Here is a 15,335-nt window from a genome sequence, read left to right as displayed (position 1 = left end):
AGGGCATTGCCCGCAAGGGCCTTAATCGAGAGTGCCATGAATACAATAATGCTCGCCAACAATCCTTCCGTAATAGTGGCCGGGATATTCCTTGCCTTCATCTTGCTGGAACTCGCGTGTTCTTCGCTCCGACACCCGTCGAGCGGGAAGCGTGACGTACTGATCGAAGTCATAGGCTCCGGGATCCTGGTTGCAATCACGTTCCCCAGTGTCATGTGGCTCAGTGGAAAAATCCTGAGCCTGGCTGTTCCGGAAATGAAAGGCGCCTTGGCCACCATTCCTTGGGTCGCAGGGTTCGTGTTGTTTCTAGTACTGGATGACATGACTCAATACTGGTGGCATCGACTGACACATCGGGTCCCGGCACTTTATGCGCTGCACCGCGCTCATCACTCCGCGCCCTACATGAGTGTCCGCATCGTTTATCGAAACAACAGCTTCTACTACATGCTGATGCCCGGCATCTGGCTGTCCGGCCTACTGATCTATCTAGGGCTTGCGCATATTTACTATGTTTATCTGATCCTGAAGATGATCGTCATCTTCGCAGCGCACAGCAGCGTTGCGTGGGATGACAAACTGTATGGCATCCGTGTGTTGCGTCCTATTGTCTGGGTTCTGGAGCGAACGATCTCCACCCCCTCCACTCATTCAGCCCATCACGGCTTGACTGCCGAGGATGGTGTCACGCATTACAAGGGCAACTTCGGCAACCTGTTGTTCTTCTGGGACATCCTGTTCGGTACGGCCAAAATTACCCGCCGGCGTCCGCCCTTATACGGCATCGAACACTTGTCACCGATCAGCTGGAAAGAAGAGTTGTTCTGGCCCATCGTGCGTTCACGCCGTGTCACCCCCAAAGCACACAAGGCTAAACAGAAGGTGGCGCAATGAGCCGTCATATCGTTCTGCTGTCTGGATCGAATAGATCAAACAGCCAATCACTCAAAGTCGCAAAATATTTGCGCGACCGATTAGAGCAACTTGGTCTTTGTGATTCAGGCGAACTGCTGAACTTGGCTTCCAGTCGGCTACCGCTGTGGCCAGAAGAAGACATTGATGGAATCTGGAATGTCCAGCAAACCATCCTCAAAAAAGCTACCGCACTGATCGTGATCAGCCCGGAGTGGAATGGCATGGCTTGCCCGGCGCTGAAAAATTTCTTTTTGTACGCAGGACTCGGTGAACTTGGACACAAGCCAGCGCTCCTGGTGGGGGTTTCGGCTGGGCTCGGGGGAGCCTATCCAATTGCTGAATTGCGTGCTTCGAGCTACAAAAACAGCCGGATCATGTATTTGCCTGAACAACTCATCATAAGAAATGTTGAATCGATGATGAATAGCGAAATTCCCTCAGACGAAAATGATATTCGCATCCGCACACGTATCGACTGGGCTTTGCATTTACTTTGTCAATACGATGACGCCTTACGCACGATACGAACTGCAATCAAACACCCACCTGAGTTTTCTACGGGGATGTAAAACTGTCGCACCTCAACGAATTGAATAAATAAACCTTGCGCTAATGTGTGCATTTCAACCACGTCGATGCAAAAACATTCAATATTGAGCGAGCAGGGTGTTGCATCGACGGGTTGATCTAAGTCAAACGGATACGCGGTTGGCATGGTTAAAAACCACCATCAACGCACCAGCAATTAAGATGCAGCGATAGATGCCGAGGTAGGGAAGGGCCGACTTCTACTTTTTTGTGTAAACCGCTCATGAGTTTTTTAGCGACGTACTGTTCAGGGGCGGGATTTGCCTGACTGCCCACACTGCTTCTGGCCGATTTTCTGTCTGATACGAAGGACAGAAATCGACCCAAAGCTGACCTTCAGGTGGGTAAATTTTTGTCACCTCGTGAATGGCATCTTCAAGGTCTTTGCGATCCGAGCTAAAATTTTTATGCATTTTTCAGAAACAACGAGCGGTGGTTCGTCAATCATGTAAAGCAGGTGTTCGAACGCTACTCCAGCCTCGTTGTGATCGACATAATCCAGAACTATTTCACCACCATTCTCTAAACCTGCCTGAGCTAATGCATGNTCTTCCGGTACAGGGCCGAGCTGGTCGTATGCAATGGACATCAGCGTCGAGATTTCCTCAAGTGCCTCAACGAAATCGGCCCTCAAGTCGTTGTTAAGGTGGCTCATAACAAACATTCCTTCGATTATGGTGACCTGCGTTCCGTTCCCGTCTGGTCGATTGTTGCCCAAGACCTGGTCTTTGCGCACGCGCTTGGGAAGCTAAGGTCGACTGTCCGCTCTTGGGTCACGCTTTACCCATTTCCTCGTACGAAGCATCGACGAACGTGATGTGCTCATCCCAAGCAGCTTCAGCAAGATCCCGGATAATTTCAGCGAGCGTGCAGTGTCTGGTTGGCTAGCGTCACCGATGAGTGTAATGCTGCTGTATAAAGTCGTGATCGACTTCGACCAGTCGAGGGTATCTGCTTTCGTCAAGCGTTTCGCGAAGTCGCCTAGAGTAGCTTGCCTGCTCAAAGGCAACTTGGCACCTGGCGCTGTCAAAGAATGACCGGAGATGGGCGAGTGCCTGATCAAATGCAGGGCTTTCAATACGCAGAAATAGACCTGTCAAATCTTGCTGGTCCGTGAGCTCTCGATACAAGTCGATTGCGAAAATACTGCCTCCGTTATTTTGAGCATGATACACATGCACGTCGCCGTAGCCGTTGTAAAGGTGGGCGAAATACAACTCGTGGAGTTCGATAATGTTGACTGGAATTTCAAGGGTGGTAAATACCGCCTGCAGGTCGGCGCTGGGAGCCTTCCGGTCACCTTCCCAGGTTACTAAATCTGACATCGATACACAGATGTCGAATTCTTTGGCATAGATGGTTTTTTTAGACATTCTCATTCCATCGCGGAGTGTTGGAGTTTTAAGGGTGGAGCTTCATAAGGCATCGACTACGGGTTATGCCTGATATCGACCGGACGAAGCATCAGCCCATCACAGAAAGAACCAGCGGTCGCTATTCTATCTCCGCGAGAGGCCGGAAATGACCTATTGCTGCCTCACAAGAGGATCCCCTACGCTTGCAAAAATCGATCGGGCCGGCATGGGCAAAGGGAACTGGACGCCTTGTCATCGATGATCTCCTCGCTGGCCAGACGTCCCACTATCGCCGCCAAAGTAATTCCGGGGTGCATTGCACAAACATAGACGCCACCCACTTTGGGTAGATAACCGATGATGGGGATGCCATCGGCAGGCATGGGCCTGAGTCCGACACAAGCCCATTCCGGATCTATGGAAACAACACCATGGAGTTCGTTCTGGATTGTCTTGGCAGTTCGAAGCGCTATCGCTGCCGGCTGATTTTCCATGGCGTCGTCCAGGTAATCTTCTGCCGCCAGCAACGCACCATCCGAACTTTGCCTCACTTCCATTTCAGGGCTGGAGATGAGGGTGTGCACGAGGTTGGGTTGTGACTTGTAACGGATGAAAATGGCAGGCGAGGCCTCTATCGGCAGGGACACTCCAAGCATGTCTGTCAGCTTCGTGATGCCTGTCCCGGCTGCCAATACGACAATATCGGCATCGATGATGCCTATTGTTGTTTCGACTCCGGTCACCGTTGCACTCTGGGTTACAAAACCGAGCACTCGCGTCTGAGTGAGAATCTTCGCCCCATACGCCTGGGCACCTGCGATCAACGCATGCGTAGCTGCCACTGCGTCCAGCGCTCCTTCTTCAGCCGCATATAGAGCAGACTGGGGAGGGTTCTTGAGATTTGGTTCAAGGTCGAGAATCTGCGATCGAGACACCAGATTTGCCGAAGCCTGGTGACCTGGGATCGGCAGCGCTCCAATCGCCATCACGCTGTAAGACAAGGCACCTGTCCATCGTATCTCCAGACCAGGCAGCTGCGTTTCGAGTCGGCGGTACTCCTTGATGGCAGAGCCGCGCAGTTGCGCAATTGGATCAGGTTCGGGGTGTGAGGTATTGAGCCAAGCGAATGAGCTGCCAGTCACTCCCGAAGCTATATCTTCAGCCTCTACCAAGGTGACATTCGCGCCTTTACCGGCCAAGTGATACGCCAATGACGCGCCAACGATGCCTGCACCAATGACAACGACTCGTCTGCCCTGACCATTTCCGCCGTTTTCAAAACGCATCTTAGGCTGTTTATGCGAGTCCCAAAAGGCGAGAGGTTGCGGACTGGCTGGCGGTGCCAATCACTCTGAATAGAATGTCCGCTTCTGGCCGATAGCTGACTGATTCAATAGAGCACGTTGCTTTCACACTTGCGACGGTAATCTTGTAAATTCGGCAGTGGCTTCCTAAGTTTTTTCGAAGCTTTCTCCGTCTGTAGGAAGCGCGTATCAGCTTTTTCAACAACTCTTGAGAGCGCGTGTTTAAACGCCCTCAAGGTTACGTCCTGAAAGCTACAAAACCTTGCGCCGTTGCCTACGACTGCACCAGAATCCGCCGGCTTGTGCGCTTTTAGGTCGCTCGGTAACTTGATCCGTGTCACTGCTCATCAGTGATCGGGTTTAGCAGCCCATGGATAACCTAAGACGCACGACGCTTCTATCAGTCAGGTTTTCGCCTGCATTTTGATGGTGGCTGTGCGCAGGGCGCCCTTGGGCGCGCCGGCTTCTTAGGTTTCCCGGTCTGCTAACCTGCGTGCAGCTGCCTCCCTCTCGTTTAGCAGCAAGAGGGTTGGCACACCATTAGGAACCTAAGGTATGTTCAAAATTACGCCCAACCCACCCGACACCGATCCAGTTTCCCCCTACGAACCCGATTCAAAAAAACTCAACGACGCCGCCGAACGCGCTCTTGATTTCCACTTCCCATCAAGCGCCGACATAAAAGCCACCCCGCGTACCTCCAGCAAGCTATTTTCCGTAGACCCAGAAGCCACGGCCGAAACCCTGGCGGTTTTTTTGGTCGAGACGCTGGCGTCGGTGGATGTGATGGTTCATCAGTTGGTGGATCATTTGGAGGGGGAGTCGCGTTATGCCTTGCTGGGCATTTCAAACAGCATCATGGTGGCGGAGGTTGCGGCGAATCGGGTGTTGGATAAGGTTGAGCCATCCGTGTAACCGCTGTTCTGTGGCGAGGGAGCAAGCTCCGTCGCCACAGGTTGTTTGTTGTTTGTGCTATCNCCGCTGTTCTGTGGCGAGGGAGCAAGCTCCGTCGCCACAGGTTGTTTGTTGTTTGTGCTATCGGTTTTCATAGAAACGGGACGCTTTGGCGTCCCGTTTTTTATGGTGGTGGTATCAGCCTCAGGCGCGTTTATTTAACGCCTCTGCCGCCGCAGCGATTTCAGCCTGGCCTGCGCGAGCCCGCAATCAAGCAGCGGCAAGGCCTCCATCAATCAGGTAGATCGCCGCAGAAAACGTCACGATCGACAGCACGGTGCTGACCAGAATCGAGGTTGCGGCTTCGCTTTGATAAGCGCCGGTCTGGTTCGCAAACATCGCCGGAATCGTCGCCGATGGAAGGGCGCAAAGCAGGATCATCTGTTGTGCGTACAGGCCATGAGTGCCGAGCAGTACCGTGGCGCCGAACATCAACACTGGGTGAATGAGCAGCTTGAGCCCCAGGTTGCCCCAGACTTCACCGGACATTTTCAGTTTCTCCGACGACATGATCAGTCCCAGGCACAGCAGGGATACACCGGGCGTGGCCTTGCCGAGAAGGGTGAAAGACTCCGCCGCAAGCGGAGGTAACTTGACCTGCAGCACGGACAGTAGAATCCCCAAGGCCGGCGCCCACATCAGTGGACGACGTACCGCCCCTGAAAGGCTCGACAAAAACGCCTGGCCGCCACTGGCCTTTCCATCGGCGATGGTGAGCAACATGGTTGTCAGCGGGATCATCACCAGGCTTGCGACCAGGTTGAGCACCAGCACCGAGTAGATGCTGCCCGCGCCGAACATTGCACCCAGGATAGGGATGCCCATGAAGGCGGCGTCCGGATAACCGTTGACGAAGCCCTTGAGCGTTGCCACCTTGAGATCGCGAGTGCTGAACCAGCCGATCGCCAGCGCTATCGTGTACATGCCCATGATGCCGATGAACGTCGCCACGATGAACTTGAAGTCGAAGAGCTGTTCACGGGGCGTGCTCGCCATCCCGACAAAAAGCAACGCCGGGAATATCCAGCCCAGCACCAGGCGGCTGATCAGCAGGCTGTCCGAATGGGTCAGTCGTCCGCGCTTGCCGGCGATATAGCCCAGCGCGATCACAAAGGCGACGGGCAAGATGGGTCCTACGATCCTGTCTAACATGTCATCAATCCTCGTATTTATTTTTATCAAGAATGTCGTCATGGCTGATCGAGGCCGACACGTCGGCGTCGATCAACGCTGCAATGAGCCAGCGGCTTATGGGGTCAAGGTTTGAAGCGGTAGTCCCGGATGACGTCCTGGTCTGGCTCGATGCCGAGCCCCGGCCCTTGAGGTACGTCGATGCGTCCGTTACGCGGAATGATGGCGTCGCCATAGAGTTGCGCTTCGAGATCGAAGTAACGCCATTCGACCAGTGACTTGGCGCCGCCCAGGGCTGCACTTCCATGCACCGCCGCCAGCAGGCCGGGGCCGTCATAAAAGGCGTGGACCATCACGGTGACGCCGTGGGCGTTGGCCAGCGCATAGACTTTTTGCAGTTCGGTGATGCCGCCCATTTTGGCGGGGCTTGGCTGCACGAAATCCACAGCGCCGGCCTCAAGCAGGTGTTGGAAGTCCATGAGTGTCGAGGCATTCTCGCCAGCCGCAACCGGGATGCCGCCGTGCGCGCGCACCCTTGCCAGCCCTGAATAGTCTTCCGGCGGCCACACCGGTTCTTCGATCCAGCGCAGGTTCAACGGACGAAGTTTTTCGGTCATGTCCAGCGCTTCGCGCACCGTCCACGGAGCGTTGACGTCGAGAGTGATTTCCACGCCGGGGCCAGCGGCCTCACACGCAGCGCGGATGACGTCGATATCCACCTCGTGCAACTTGAGGTGGCGGAAACCGCTGTTGACCGCGCGCTGCACATTGACGCGGATGAGTTCGGGATCTGCATACCGGATCAGGCTTGCATACGCCGCAAGAGACGTGGCCTCACTGCCGCCCAGCAATTGGTAGATCGGTTTTTCGGCGGCTTTGCCCGCGATGTCCCACAGCGCGATGTCAATCGCCGAGAGGCCATAGATGAACGCGCCGCTGCGACCGAAAACGTGAAATTTCCTCTGCAGATCGCCCTGTAGCTTCTCCCGTCGAGTGACATCGCTGCCAATCAGTTCAGGTGCAAGGATGGTGTCGATCACCACTTTTACTGCAGGGATCGCGGTGAAGCCGAAGGTTTCGCCCCAGCCAACGATACCGTCGTCGGTGGTGATCTTGACCACGAGAGAGTCGACCATTTGCAGGTCTTTCGGCCCCCAGACCCCGCCGGCCGAAGGGCCACCCGTGGTGAAGGGAATACGAAGCGGGATGGTTTCAATGCTGGCAATTTTCATAGGATTGCGCCTCAGGCGGGTTGCGAAGCTGGCACGGCGATTTTTTATTCGTCCGAGCCAGGTTGAGGGCAACGTACACAACATCCTGTTGTCCTTCGACGGAACAACTGTGCCGTTTCGGTAGATTTCGGCCTATGTGTTTACTAATTAATTGTTTTTAAAAGGAAATATGATTGATGTGTTTGGCGAATTTCAGTTTCAACTGTCAGGAACAAGTCTTCTGATGTAGATTAAGAAGACAAGTGAGGGGAGAAAAAGAATGAGTGAAATGAATGTGCAACCCGTAACGCGGCGACCTCATCTGGCCGAGCACATCGCCCGCTCGCTGAGTGACGAGATTGCTTCCGGGCGGCTGCGGCCGGGAGACCGTTTGCCCACTGAACAGTTTCTCTCGCAGAACTTCGGCGTCAGCCGCAACGTGGTGCGCGAGGGCATCGCCACGCTGCGGGCGCAGGGGCTGATTCAGTCTCGCCAGGGCGTTGGCGTCTTTGTCTCCGCCGCCTCCCAAGCGTCAGAGCCTTTGGTACCGCAGGCGAGTGCGCCGATGCTGGACGGTGACAACACCATCCGAAACATGTTTGAAGTGCGTGCGGTGCTGGAAAGCCAGGCCGCCGCGCTCACCGCGTCGCACATGACTCCGGCCAAGCTGAAAATCATTCAGGCCGCGGTCCTGCGCATGCAATACGAAGGCGAACCGACCCTGGAAACCGTCAACGCCGACCTCGATTTTCACAGGGCCGTTGCGGCAGCGTCGGGCAACGACTATCTCGAGACGATGATTCGCACAGTGCTCGAGCCAATGCGCGCACTGATCACCCTGAACTTCGCGCGGCGAGGCCCGGTGTTCAGCAACATTCCGCATGCTGCGCGCGGGGAGCATGAAGAGCTCGTGCAGGCTTTTGTCGATCGAAATGCGACGGCGGCACGGCAGATCATGGGGGAACATATCGTCAACGCAGCCTCACGATTCGGCTACGAGATCACATTTTTCTGATGGTTTGAGCTGAGCGGATCTTGTTTCGTTGTTCTACAACTTGGGAAGGTTGTCCTTTGGTCTTCCGATCATCTCGAACACGTCTGTTCCAATAAGAGAGAAGGCAAGGGAATAGGGATGACTTGTCTCTGGTCATGCACTCGACACTCCTGTACCAGACGCAAACATCGGCAAGCGCTGCAGCATCCAGTTCAGCAGCTCTTGAGCAGGAGCGGCTAACGGTCGACCGGACTTCACCAGCAGTTTTGCTTCAACCCCAAGAAACAACGGATGGTCGATCGCTACCGCTGCCAGGCTGCCGTTGGCGATTTCCCGATAGGCCGCGAATTCGCCAAGCAGCGAAGCGAAACCTCCGTCCTCCACCATGCGCTTGAGCGCCGCGAGGGAGTTGCTGACGAGTACCGGGCGGATCTCGATTTTCTCGGCGTACTCGAGCATCTTGATCGCATGACCGATACCGAATGTCGTGGGCGTCAGGACCAGTTGGCAGGCGAGGATATCCTCGACGGTTGCCGCCGCGCCTCGCAATGCCAATGGATGATCCGGGCGAACCAACAGCATCACCGGTTGCGAAAACGTCGCGCGGTAGTCGATGTGCGGATGCGGCGGCGGATTGTACGCAAGGCCGATGTGCGCACGGTTTTCGGCGACTTCGTTGAGGACGTCGTCGACGGGCAGGATGTCCAGCCGTACATCAAGTTTGGGGTACTGCTTGCAGAACGGCGCGAGCACGTTGTCGACCAACACATCGACATAGCCCTCGCTGATGACGACACGTACATGGCCTTGCTGCAGGCCCTTGATCGCTTGCAACTGATCTTCGAGTTTCTCCTGGTGCGATCGATAGCCGCGCCAGAACTCCAGCAGGTGCGCCGCGGCCTCGGTGGGCTGAACGCCACGTGCCTGGCGCTCGAACAGTTTGGCGCCGATTTCCTCTTCCAGCAGCTTGATCTGGCGTGTGATGACCGAGGGCGACGTGTTGATGTTGTCGGCCGCGCCACGAATCGATCCGTGCGTCAGCACCTCATGAAAATACCGAAGCCGTTGTTGATTGATTTCGCGCATGCCGGGAACTCTCTCCAGAGATGTAGCGTTGCCTGTAGAGCAACACTACACGAACTTAGTTGCTCTTGCTGGTCATGAGGTGCCGGTGCAACATTCTTGAGGACGAACGCAGACCAACAAGAAAAACGGGAGATTCGCATGTCAACTCTTCAGACGCCGGCACGAAGTGATGCCATTTCAGCCCTTTACCGCAAGCTCAACTGGCGGCTGCTGCCCCTCCTGTTCATCTGTTATGTATTTGCGTATCTGGACCGGATCAACGTCGGCTTTGCCAAACTTCAGATGCAGAATGACCTTGGACTTTCCGATGCGGCCTATGGCGCGGGCGCCGGTATTTTCTTTCTGGGGTATGTGTTGTTCGAGTTGCCGAGCAACCTGATGTTGCCGAGGGTAGGGGCACGGAAAACCTTTAGCCGCATTCTGGTGTGTTGGGGCATCACCTCGGCCTGCATGTTGTTCGTGCGCAACGTGCCGATGTTTTACGCCATGCGTTTTCTGCTGGGTGTGTTCGAAGCCGGTTTTGCACCGGGCATGATTTATTACCTGTCCTGCTGGTACGGCCCGAAGCGTATGGCGCGGGCCATTGCGATCGTGTTTATCGCCGGCCCCATTGGCGGCATTGTGGGCGGCCCACTGTCTGCGTGGTTGATCACCACGTTCGAAGGCGTTGGCGGTCTGGCCGGCTGGCAGTGGATGTTCTTGATTGAAGGCTTGCCGTGCGTCTTCCTTGGTGTGCTGACCTTCTTCATCCTTTCCAATCGACCCGCTGAGGCGCGCTGGCTGAGCCATGAAGAAAAGGCCTTGCTGGCCAGTGAGCTGGGTGAATCGACCGGGCGCGTCCATTCGTTCCGTGCGGTGTTGCGCGACCCGAAAATCTACATTCTCGCCAGCGCCTATTTCTGCATCATCTTTTCGATCTACGCCATGAGTTTCTGGCTGCCGGCAATCCTCAAGGCCCAGGGCGTCAACGACACCATGCAACTGGGTTGGTACGCCGCGATTCCCTATGTCGCCGCCGCTTGCGGCATGTACTGGATAGGGCGCCGGTCGGACCGTGTCGGTGAAAGACGCTATCACTGCGCAGTGCCTGCGGGGATCGGCGCGATCCTGCTGCTTGTGTACCCCTTTGCCGACGGCAACCTGATGGCCGCGCTGGCGCTGCTGACCCTGGCAACCGCCATGATGTTCATGGCCTACACCGTGTTGTGGGCGATGCCCTCCGAACACATCAAGGGCGAGGCGGCGGCGGGCGGCATTGCCTTGATTAATACCATCGGTCTTTCCGGCGGCTTCTGGGGGCCGGCCATGATCGGCTGGGCAAAAACCGCAACCGGCAGCGCGAATCTTGGCATCGTTATCGTGGGTTGCGTATTTTTGTGCGCAGCGTTGGTGATCCTGTCGACCAAGCCGAAAACCCGTGACGGCGCGATTCCGGAATACAGTGCGGGTTGATCTGCTGCCACCCGCGTCCTTTGTCATGTTCCGCAAGGAACCCTTTAAAAGTGAGAACTCAAATGCTTTTACACCTGTCGACCTGGGCCGAGATCGGTCAATTTCTTCAACGCAGCCGCACCATCGTGATCCCGATCGGTTCGAACGAACAGCACGGTCCTACCGGCCTGTTGGGCACTGACTGGATGTGCCCGGAGATCATCGCCCATGAGGCGCAGCAGAATGCCGACATCCTGATCGCCCCGACCTTCAATATCGGCATGGCCCAGCACCACCTGGGCTTTCCCGGCACCATCTCGCTGCGTCCGTCGACCTTCATTGCGGCGATTGGCGATTGGGTGCGCTCGCTGGCCGCTCACGGGTTTGAAAAAATCCTCTTTCTCAATGGCCACGGTGGCAACGTTGCATCGATTGAGGCGGCGTTCTCGGAGCTCTACGCCGAAGCCAGCTTCGCTCGACGCCCGTCAGGGTTCGCGCTGAAGTTGTGCAATTGGTGGGACCTTGAGGGGGTAGGGGAGCTTGCGCGCGAGCAGTTCCCTACGGGGCACGGTGTTCATGCCACGCCGTCCGAGATCGCGGTCACACAATGGGCCTACCCGGATTCGATCAAGTCGGCTGAATACTCGCCGCAGATCGCCCCTTGGGGCCCGATCCGCGAAGCGNTGGACTTCCGCGCACGCTTCCCCGATGGTCGCATGGGCTCGGACCCGGCCCTGGCGACGGTGGAAAAAGGCNGTGAACTGGTGATGTTGGCAGCAAAAAGCCTGGTGCGGGAGGTGGAGGCTTTCAGCCGCGAATCAATGCCTGGCTGAACCTGCGGCTTCTCAACTTGGCCAGCGCCCGGTAGATCCGGGCGTTGGTGCGTCCTGTTTCTTATGTGTCGGAAGACGACACCCGCAGAGGGTTATCCATGCCCCGGAGTTTTCACCGAGAAAATTTCAACCGCAGGCCTAGCACTTCAGCGACAGCAAGCCCCAACTATTCATTACCCAGTGTAATAAGTGAAATTCAATTCAGGGGCTCTATCACTCTCTGCTCTAGTAATAAGATGGCGCCAACAAACCATTGCTACTGGAGAATCGCGTGAAAAAAACCATTATTGCCGCCCTGCTAACCGCTGCCGCTAACTATGCCAACGCCGGCACGGTATTGGTTGTACTGTCGGATCAGGCTCAACTGGACCTGAAAGACGGCAAGGTCATGCAAACAGGCTTCTTCCTGAACGAATTAATGCAACCGGTACAGACCTTCATCGAGGCGGGTCAAACCGTCGTATTTGCCACCCCTAGCGGCAAGGCGCCAACCGCAGACCAGAAATCCAATGATGTGAGCTTCTGGGGCGGCGATGAAAAGGCCCGTCAGGAAAGTCTTGCGCTGCTGGACACGCTGAAGCTGACCTCGAAGAGCGGCTCGCCGGCAATCAGCTTCGCGCAGGTTCAGAAAATCGGCTACGACAAGTTCGATGCTGTATTCGTGCCTGGCGGTCATATCCCGATGCAGGATCTGCTGAAGGACAAGCAACTGGGCCAACTGCTGACCAACTTCCATGAAAAAGGCAAGATCACCGGCTTCACCTGCCATGGCACCATAGCCATGTTGTCGGCGATCCCGGATGCGCACGGTTTTGTCTCTGCACTGGAATCGGGCAAACAGCCGGCAGCGCCAGCCAATTGGATTTACAAGGGCTACAAAGTCACCGCCTTCACCGACGCGGAAGAGGAGCAGGCCAAAGGTTTCCTCGGCGGCGGCCATATGAAACTGTTCCCGCAGGATGGCCTGACGGCAGCCGGTGCTAACTTCTCCGAAGCCAAGCCATGGAGCGAGAATGTGATCGAAGATCGCGAAGTCATTTCCGGCCAGAACCCACAGTCGGCCAAGGCAGTCGCCGTGGCCATGCTGGCGAAACTGAAGTAATCCTGGGCGGCCGTTCCGGGCAAACCTGGCTGAACCTGCGGCTTCTCAACTTGGCCAGCGCCCGGTAGATCCGGGCGTTGGTGCGTCCTGTTTCTTATGTGTCGGAAGACGACACCCGCACATTTCGTCCAGTCCCAAGGGCGGCTTCGTAATGCCCTCGTTTAGAGATTTACCGCCCGATAGTTTTGGTTCCCGCCTTCCAATGCCCTGCATCAAAGGTGGTAACCGCATTCGATCCAAAGCCCCCCTCCATCCCACGCGCCGCGTTAATAGAAAGCCTCACCGCGTAGAGCGCTAAGAACCAGCGAAAAGGCCGGAGTCGGCAAACGACGGCTTGGGTAGTACAGGTGATAACCCGGAAACAAAGGGCACCAGTCTTCCAGTACCCGCACCAAGCGGCCCTCTTCAATGTGCGGTGCAAATTCTTCCTCCGGTAAGTATGCGATGCCCAAACCGTTAACTGCCGCTGCCGGGACATGTGCGCTGGTGTTCACAATGACCTGGCCCACGACACGCACGTTGATCTTTCGACCACGCTTTTCGAATTCCCAGGCGTCAACTCCGCCAAGCGTTGGATAGCGTATGTCGATGCATGTGTGATTCACCAGATCCTGCGGTTTCTTGGGCATGCTGTTGCGTGCGAAATACGAAGGCGATGCCACCGCAGCCATCCGTACTTCAGGTCCGATAGGCGCGGCGATCATATCTTTATCAACGGTGTCGCCGAATCTGATTCCCGCATCGAAGCGATCAGCAACGATGTCCCGGAAGCCATAGTTGATATCAAACTCAACCTTGATGTCAGGGTATTCGAGGAGCAAAGGCGTGAGTCGCGGAAGGAGGATTGTCTTCAGGACAAAATCGCCGCAGGTAATGCGCACCGTGCCCGCCGGCTTGTCACGAAGCTCGGTCAAAGCATCCAGTTCGGCCTCGATCTCGTCGAAACGATGACCAATGGCTTGCATCAGGCGTTCCCCCGCACTAGTCGGCGAAACGCTACGAGTGGTACGCGTCAGCAGGCGGATTTTTAGCCGCTTTTCAAGCCCGGAAACAGTCTGGCTCAGGGCGGATTGCGTGACACCCAAGAGGGCGGCCGCTCGGGTGAAGCTGCCTTCCCTGGCGACCGTTACAAAGGCCAAAAGGTCGTTCAGATTATGTCGTGGCATCGGAGCCTGCCTAGCGCAATTGATTAGCTGTACTTATAACTTCAACAAGCTTTCATTAGATTACCAAGCACTGCGTATTCCCAGAGAATAGGGCAAGCCTCACCTGTGGTCACAGGCAGGGCCCACACGATCCGCTGATCCAGACCCGGCAACCACGTCGATCAGCACCTATTCACTGATGGGAGCAGCACATGAGAAAACTCGTTATCTTGCTCGGCCTTCTGATGGCGTCGCTCTCTGCACTGGGAGCCGACATGTCTAACGGAGCCGATAACTTTTACAAAAGTGAGAAGGTCACGATGGTGAAGGTGACCTTCAACAATCAGTACCAGATGAAAACTGCAGGGAATCTGTTTGTTCCTAAAGATTTGAAACCCGGCAGCAAAACCGCAGCGATCATCGTTGGCCATCCCATGGGCGCGGTCAAAGAGCAGAGTTCGAACCTGTATGCCCAGAAACTGGCGGAGCAAGGTTTCGTGACCCTCGCCATCGATCTGTCGTTCTGGGGCGAAAGTGAAGGACAACCGCGCAACGCGGTCTCGCCAGAAATTTATGCTGAGGACTTCAGTGCCGCTGTTGATTACCTTGGCACACAGACGTTCATTGATCGGAACCGGATGGGTGTCCTGGGCATTTGCGGTAGCGGCAGCTTCGTCATCAGCGCTGCCAAGATCGACCCACGCCTCAAGGCCATTGCCACGGTCAGCATGTACGACATGGGCGCGGCCAACCGAAATGGCCTGAAGCACACTGTCGAGCAGAGGAAACAAGTGATCGCCGCTGCTGCCGAGCAGCGCTATGTCGAGTTCACCGGAGGCGAAACCCAACACACCAGCGGAACTGTCCATGTGCTGACGGACAACTCCAACCCTATCGAGCGTGAGTTCTACGATTTCTACCGCACGCCACGCGGTGAGTTCACCCCCAAAGGCCAGTCGCCGTTACTGACCACTCACCCGACGCTGGCCAGTAATACCAAGTTCATGAATTTCTATCCGTTCAACGATATCGAGACGATCTCGCCGCGCCCAATGCTGTTCATCGCCGGTGAAAATGCTCACTCGCGTGAGTTCAGTGAAGAGGCCTATCGTCTGGCTGGTCAACCCAAAGAGCTTGTCATCATTCCAGGTGCAAGCCACGTGGATCTCTATGATCGGGTCGATCTTATCCCGTTTGCCAAGCTGACCTCGTTCTTCCAAACCAACCTTAAGTGACACTGATCGTTGGGCTATCAGGCCATGCGCTCTCAACAGGCGTTGGCGCTT

At 55.8% G+C, this 15,335-nt stretch carries 14 protein-coding genes; 8 read left to right on the top strand and 6 right to left on the bottom strand.

Annotated features, from left to right (window positions below; translation table 11 throughout):
- Positions 1 to 36 precede the first annotated feature (36 nt).
- Entirely contained in the window at positions 37 to 894 is an 858-nt protein-coding gene (locus B7L09_RS05325; protein ID WP_042932176.1) for a sterol desaturase family protein, read from the top strand.
- A complete protein-coding gene (locus tag B7L09_RS05320) occupies positions 891 to 1,484 on the top strand; it encodes an NADPH-dependent FMN reductase (protein WP_010458976.1) in 594 nt (197 codons plus the stop codon). Before B7L09_RS05325 ends, B7L09_RS05320 begins: the two co-directional genes overlap by 4 nt.
- A 909-nt stretch (positions 1,485 to 2,393) precedes the next feature.
- Here B7L09_RS05320 and B7L09_RS05310 read toward each other — a convergent pair.
- On the bottom strand, positions 2,394 to 2,876 hold the full coding sequence (locus B7L09_RS05310; RefSeq protein WP_010458980.1) for a hypothetical protein: 483 nt from the start codon (positions 2,874 to 2,876) through the stop codon (positions 2,394 to 2,396).
- A gap of 179 nt (positions 2,877 to 3,055) precedes the next feature.
- On the bottom strand, positions 3,056 to 4,144 hold the full coding sequence (locus B7L09_RS05305; RefSeq protein ID WP_094468007.1) for an NAD(P)/FAD-dependent oxidoreductase: 1,089 nt from the start codon (positions 4,142 to 4,144) through the stop codon (positions 3,056 to 3,058).
- Positions 4,145 to 4,717: 573 nt separating this feature from the next.
- Between B7L09_RS05305 and B7L09_RS05300 the strand changes: the two genes are divergently transcribed.
- Entirely contained in the window at positions 4,718 to 5,077 is a 360-nt protein-coding gene (locus B7L09_RS05300; RefSeq protein ID WP_094468006.1) for a DUF6124 family protein, read from the top strand.
- A gap of 249 nt (positions 5,078 to 5,326) precedes the next feature.
- On the opposite strand, the gene B7L09_RS05295 is transcribed toward B7L09_RS05300, so the two are convergent.
- Both B7L09_RS05295 and B7L09_RS05290 read right to left on the bottom strand, forming a co-directional pair.
- Positions 5,327 to 6,268 (bottom strand): AEC family transporter, encoded by a 942-nt coding sequence (locus B7L09_RS05295; RefSeq protein ID WP_094468005.1) that lies wholly within the window; start codon positions 6,266 to 6,268, stop codon positions 5,327 to 5,329.
- A 104-nt stretch (positions 6,269 to 6,372) separates the two neighbouring features.
- Entirely contained in the window at positions 6,373 to 7,479 is a 1,107-nt protein-coding gene (locus B7L09_RS05290; protein ID WP_083377142.1) for a mandelate racemase/muconate lactonizing enzyme family protein, read from the bottom strand.
- 259 nt (positions 7,480 to 7,738) lie between these two features.
- Between B7L09_RS05290 and B7L09_RS05285 the strand changes: the two genes are divergently transcribed.
- Entirely contained in the window at positions 7,739 to 8,473 is a 735-nt protein-coding gene (locus tag B7L09_RS05285; protein WP_094468004.1) for a FadR/GntR family transcriptional regulator, read from the top strand.
- 132 nt (positions 8,474 to 8,605) lie between these two features.
- Here B7L09_RS05285 and B7L09_RS05280 read toward each other — a convergent pair whose 3' ends face one another.
- Positions 8,606 to 9,538: a LysR family transcriptional regulator gene (locus B7L09_RS05280; protein ID WP_094468003.1), complete on the bottom strand. Its 933-nt coding sequence runs from the start codon at positions 9,536 to 9,538 to the stop codon at positions 8,606 to 8,608.
- A gap of 138 nt (positions 9,539 to 9,676) precedes the next feature.
- Between B7L09_RS05280 and B7L09_RS05275 the strand changes: the two genes are divergently transcribed.
- The 3 genes from B7L09_RS05275 (at position 9,677) to B7L09_RS05265 (ending at position 12,904) form a co-directional block, all read left to right on the top strand.
- Entirely contained in the window at positions 9,677 to 10,990 is a 1,314-nt protein-coding gene (locus B7L09_RS05275; protein ID WP_094468002.1) for an MFS transporter, read from the top strand.
- Between the two features lie 62 nt (positions 10,991 to 11,052).
- Positions 11,053 to 11,802, top strand: coding sequence for a creatininase family protein (locus tag B7L09_RS05270; protein ID WP_094468001.1), 750 nt, complete (start codon positions 11,053 to 11,055; stop codon positions 11,800 to 11,802).
- Positions 11,803 to 12,073: 271 nt separating this feature from the next.
- The gene (locus B7L09_RS05265; protein ID WP_010458998.1) at positions 12,074 to 12,904 is read left to right on the top strand and encodes a type 1 glutamine amidotransferase domain-containing protein; all 831 of its coding nucleotides are present in this window, start codon (positions 12,074 to 12,076) and stop codon (positions 12,902 to 12,904) included.
- Positions 12,905 to 13,170: 266 nt separating this feature from the next.
- On the opposite strand, the gene B7L09_RS05260 is transcribed toward B7L09_RS05265, so the two are convergent.
- Complete coding sequence (locus tag B7L09_RS05260; RefSeq protein WP_094468000.1) at positions 13,171 to 14,070, bottom strand: LysR family transcriptional regulator; 900 nt, start codon at positions 14,068 to 14,070, stop codon at positions 13,171 to 13,173.
- Between the two features lie 191 nt (positions 14,071 to 14,261).
- Here B7L09_RS05260 and B7L09_RS05255 point away from each other — a divergent pair, with 191 nt between their 5' ends.
- Positions 14,262 to 15,284, top strand: a complete 1,023-nt coding sequence (locus tag B7L09_RS05255; protein WP_094467999.1) for an alpha/beta hydrolase — start codon at positions 14,262 to 14,264, stop codon at positions 15,282 to 15,284.
- Positions 15,285 to 15,335: the final 51 nt, after the last annotated feature.

Source organism: Pseudomonas mandelii (assembly GCF_002251635.1).
In the GTDB taxonomy this organism is placed as follows: domain Bacteria; phylum Pseudomonadota; class Gammaproteobacteria; order Pseudomonadales; family Pseudomonadaceae; genus Aquipseudomonas; species Aquipseudomonas mandelii_B.
This window is presented reverse-complemented; position numbering and strand designations above follow the sequence as displayed.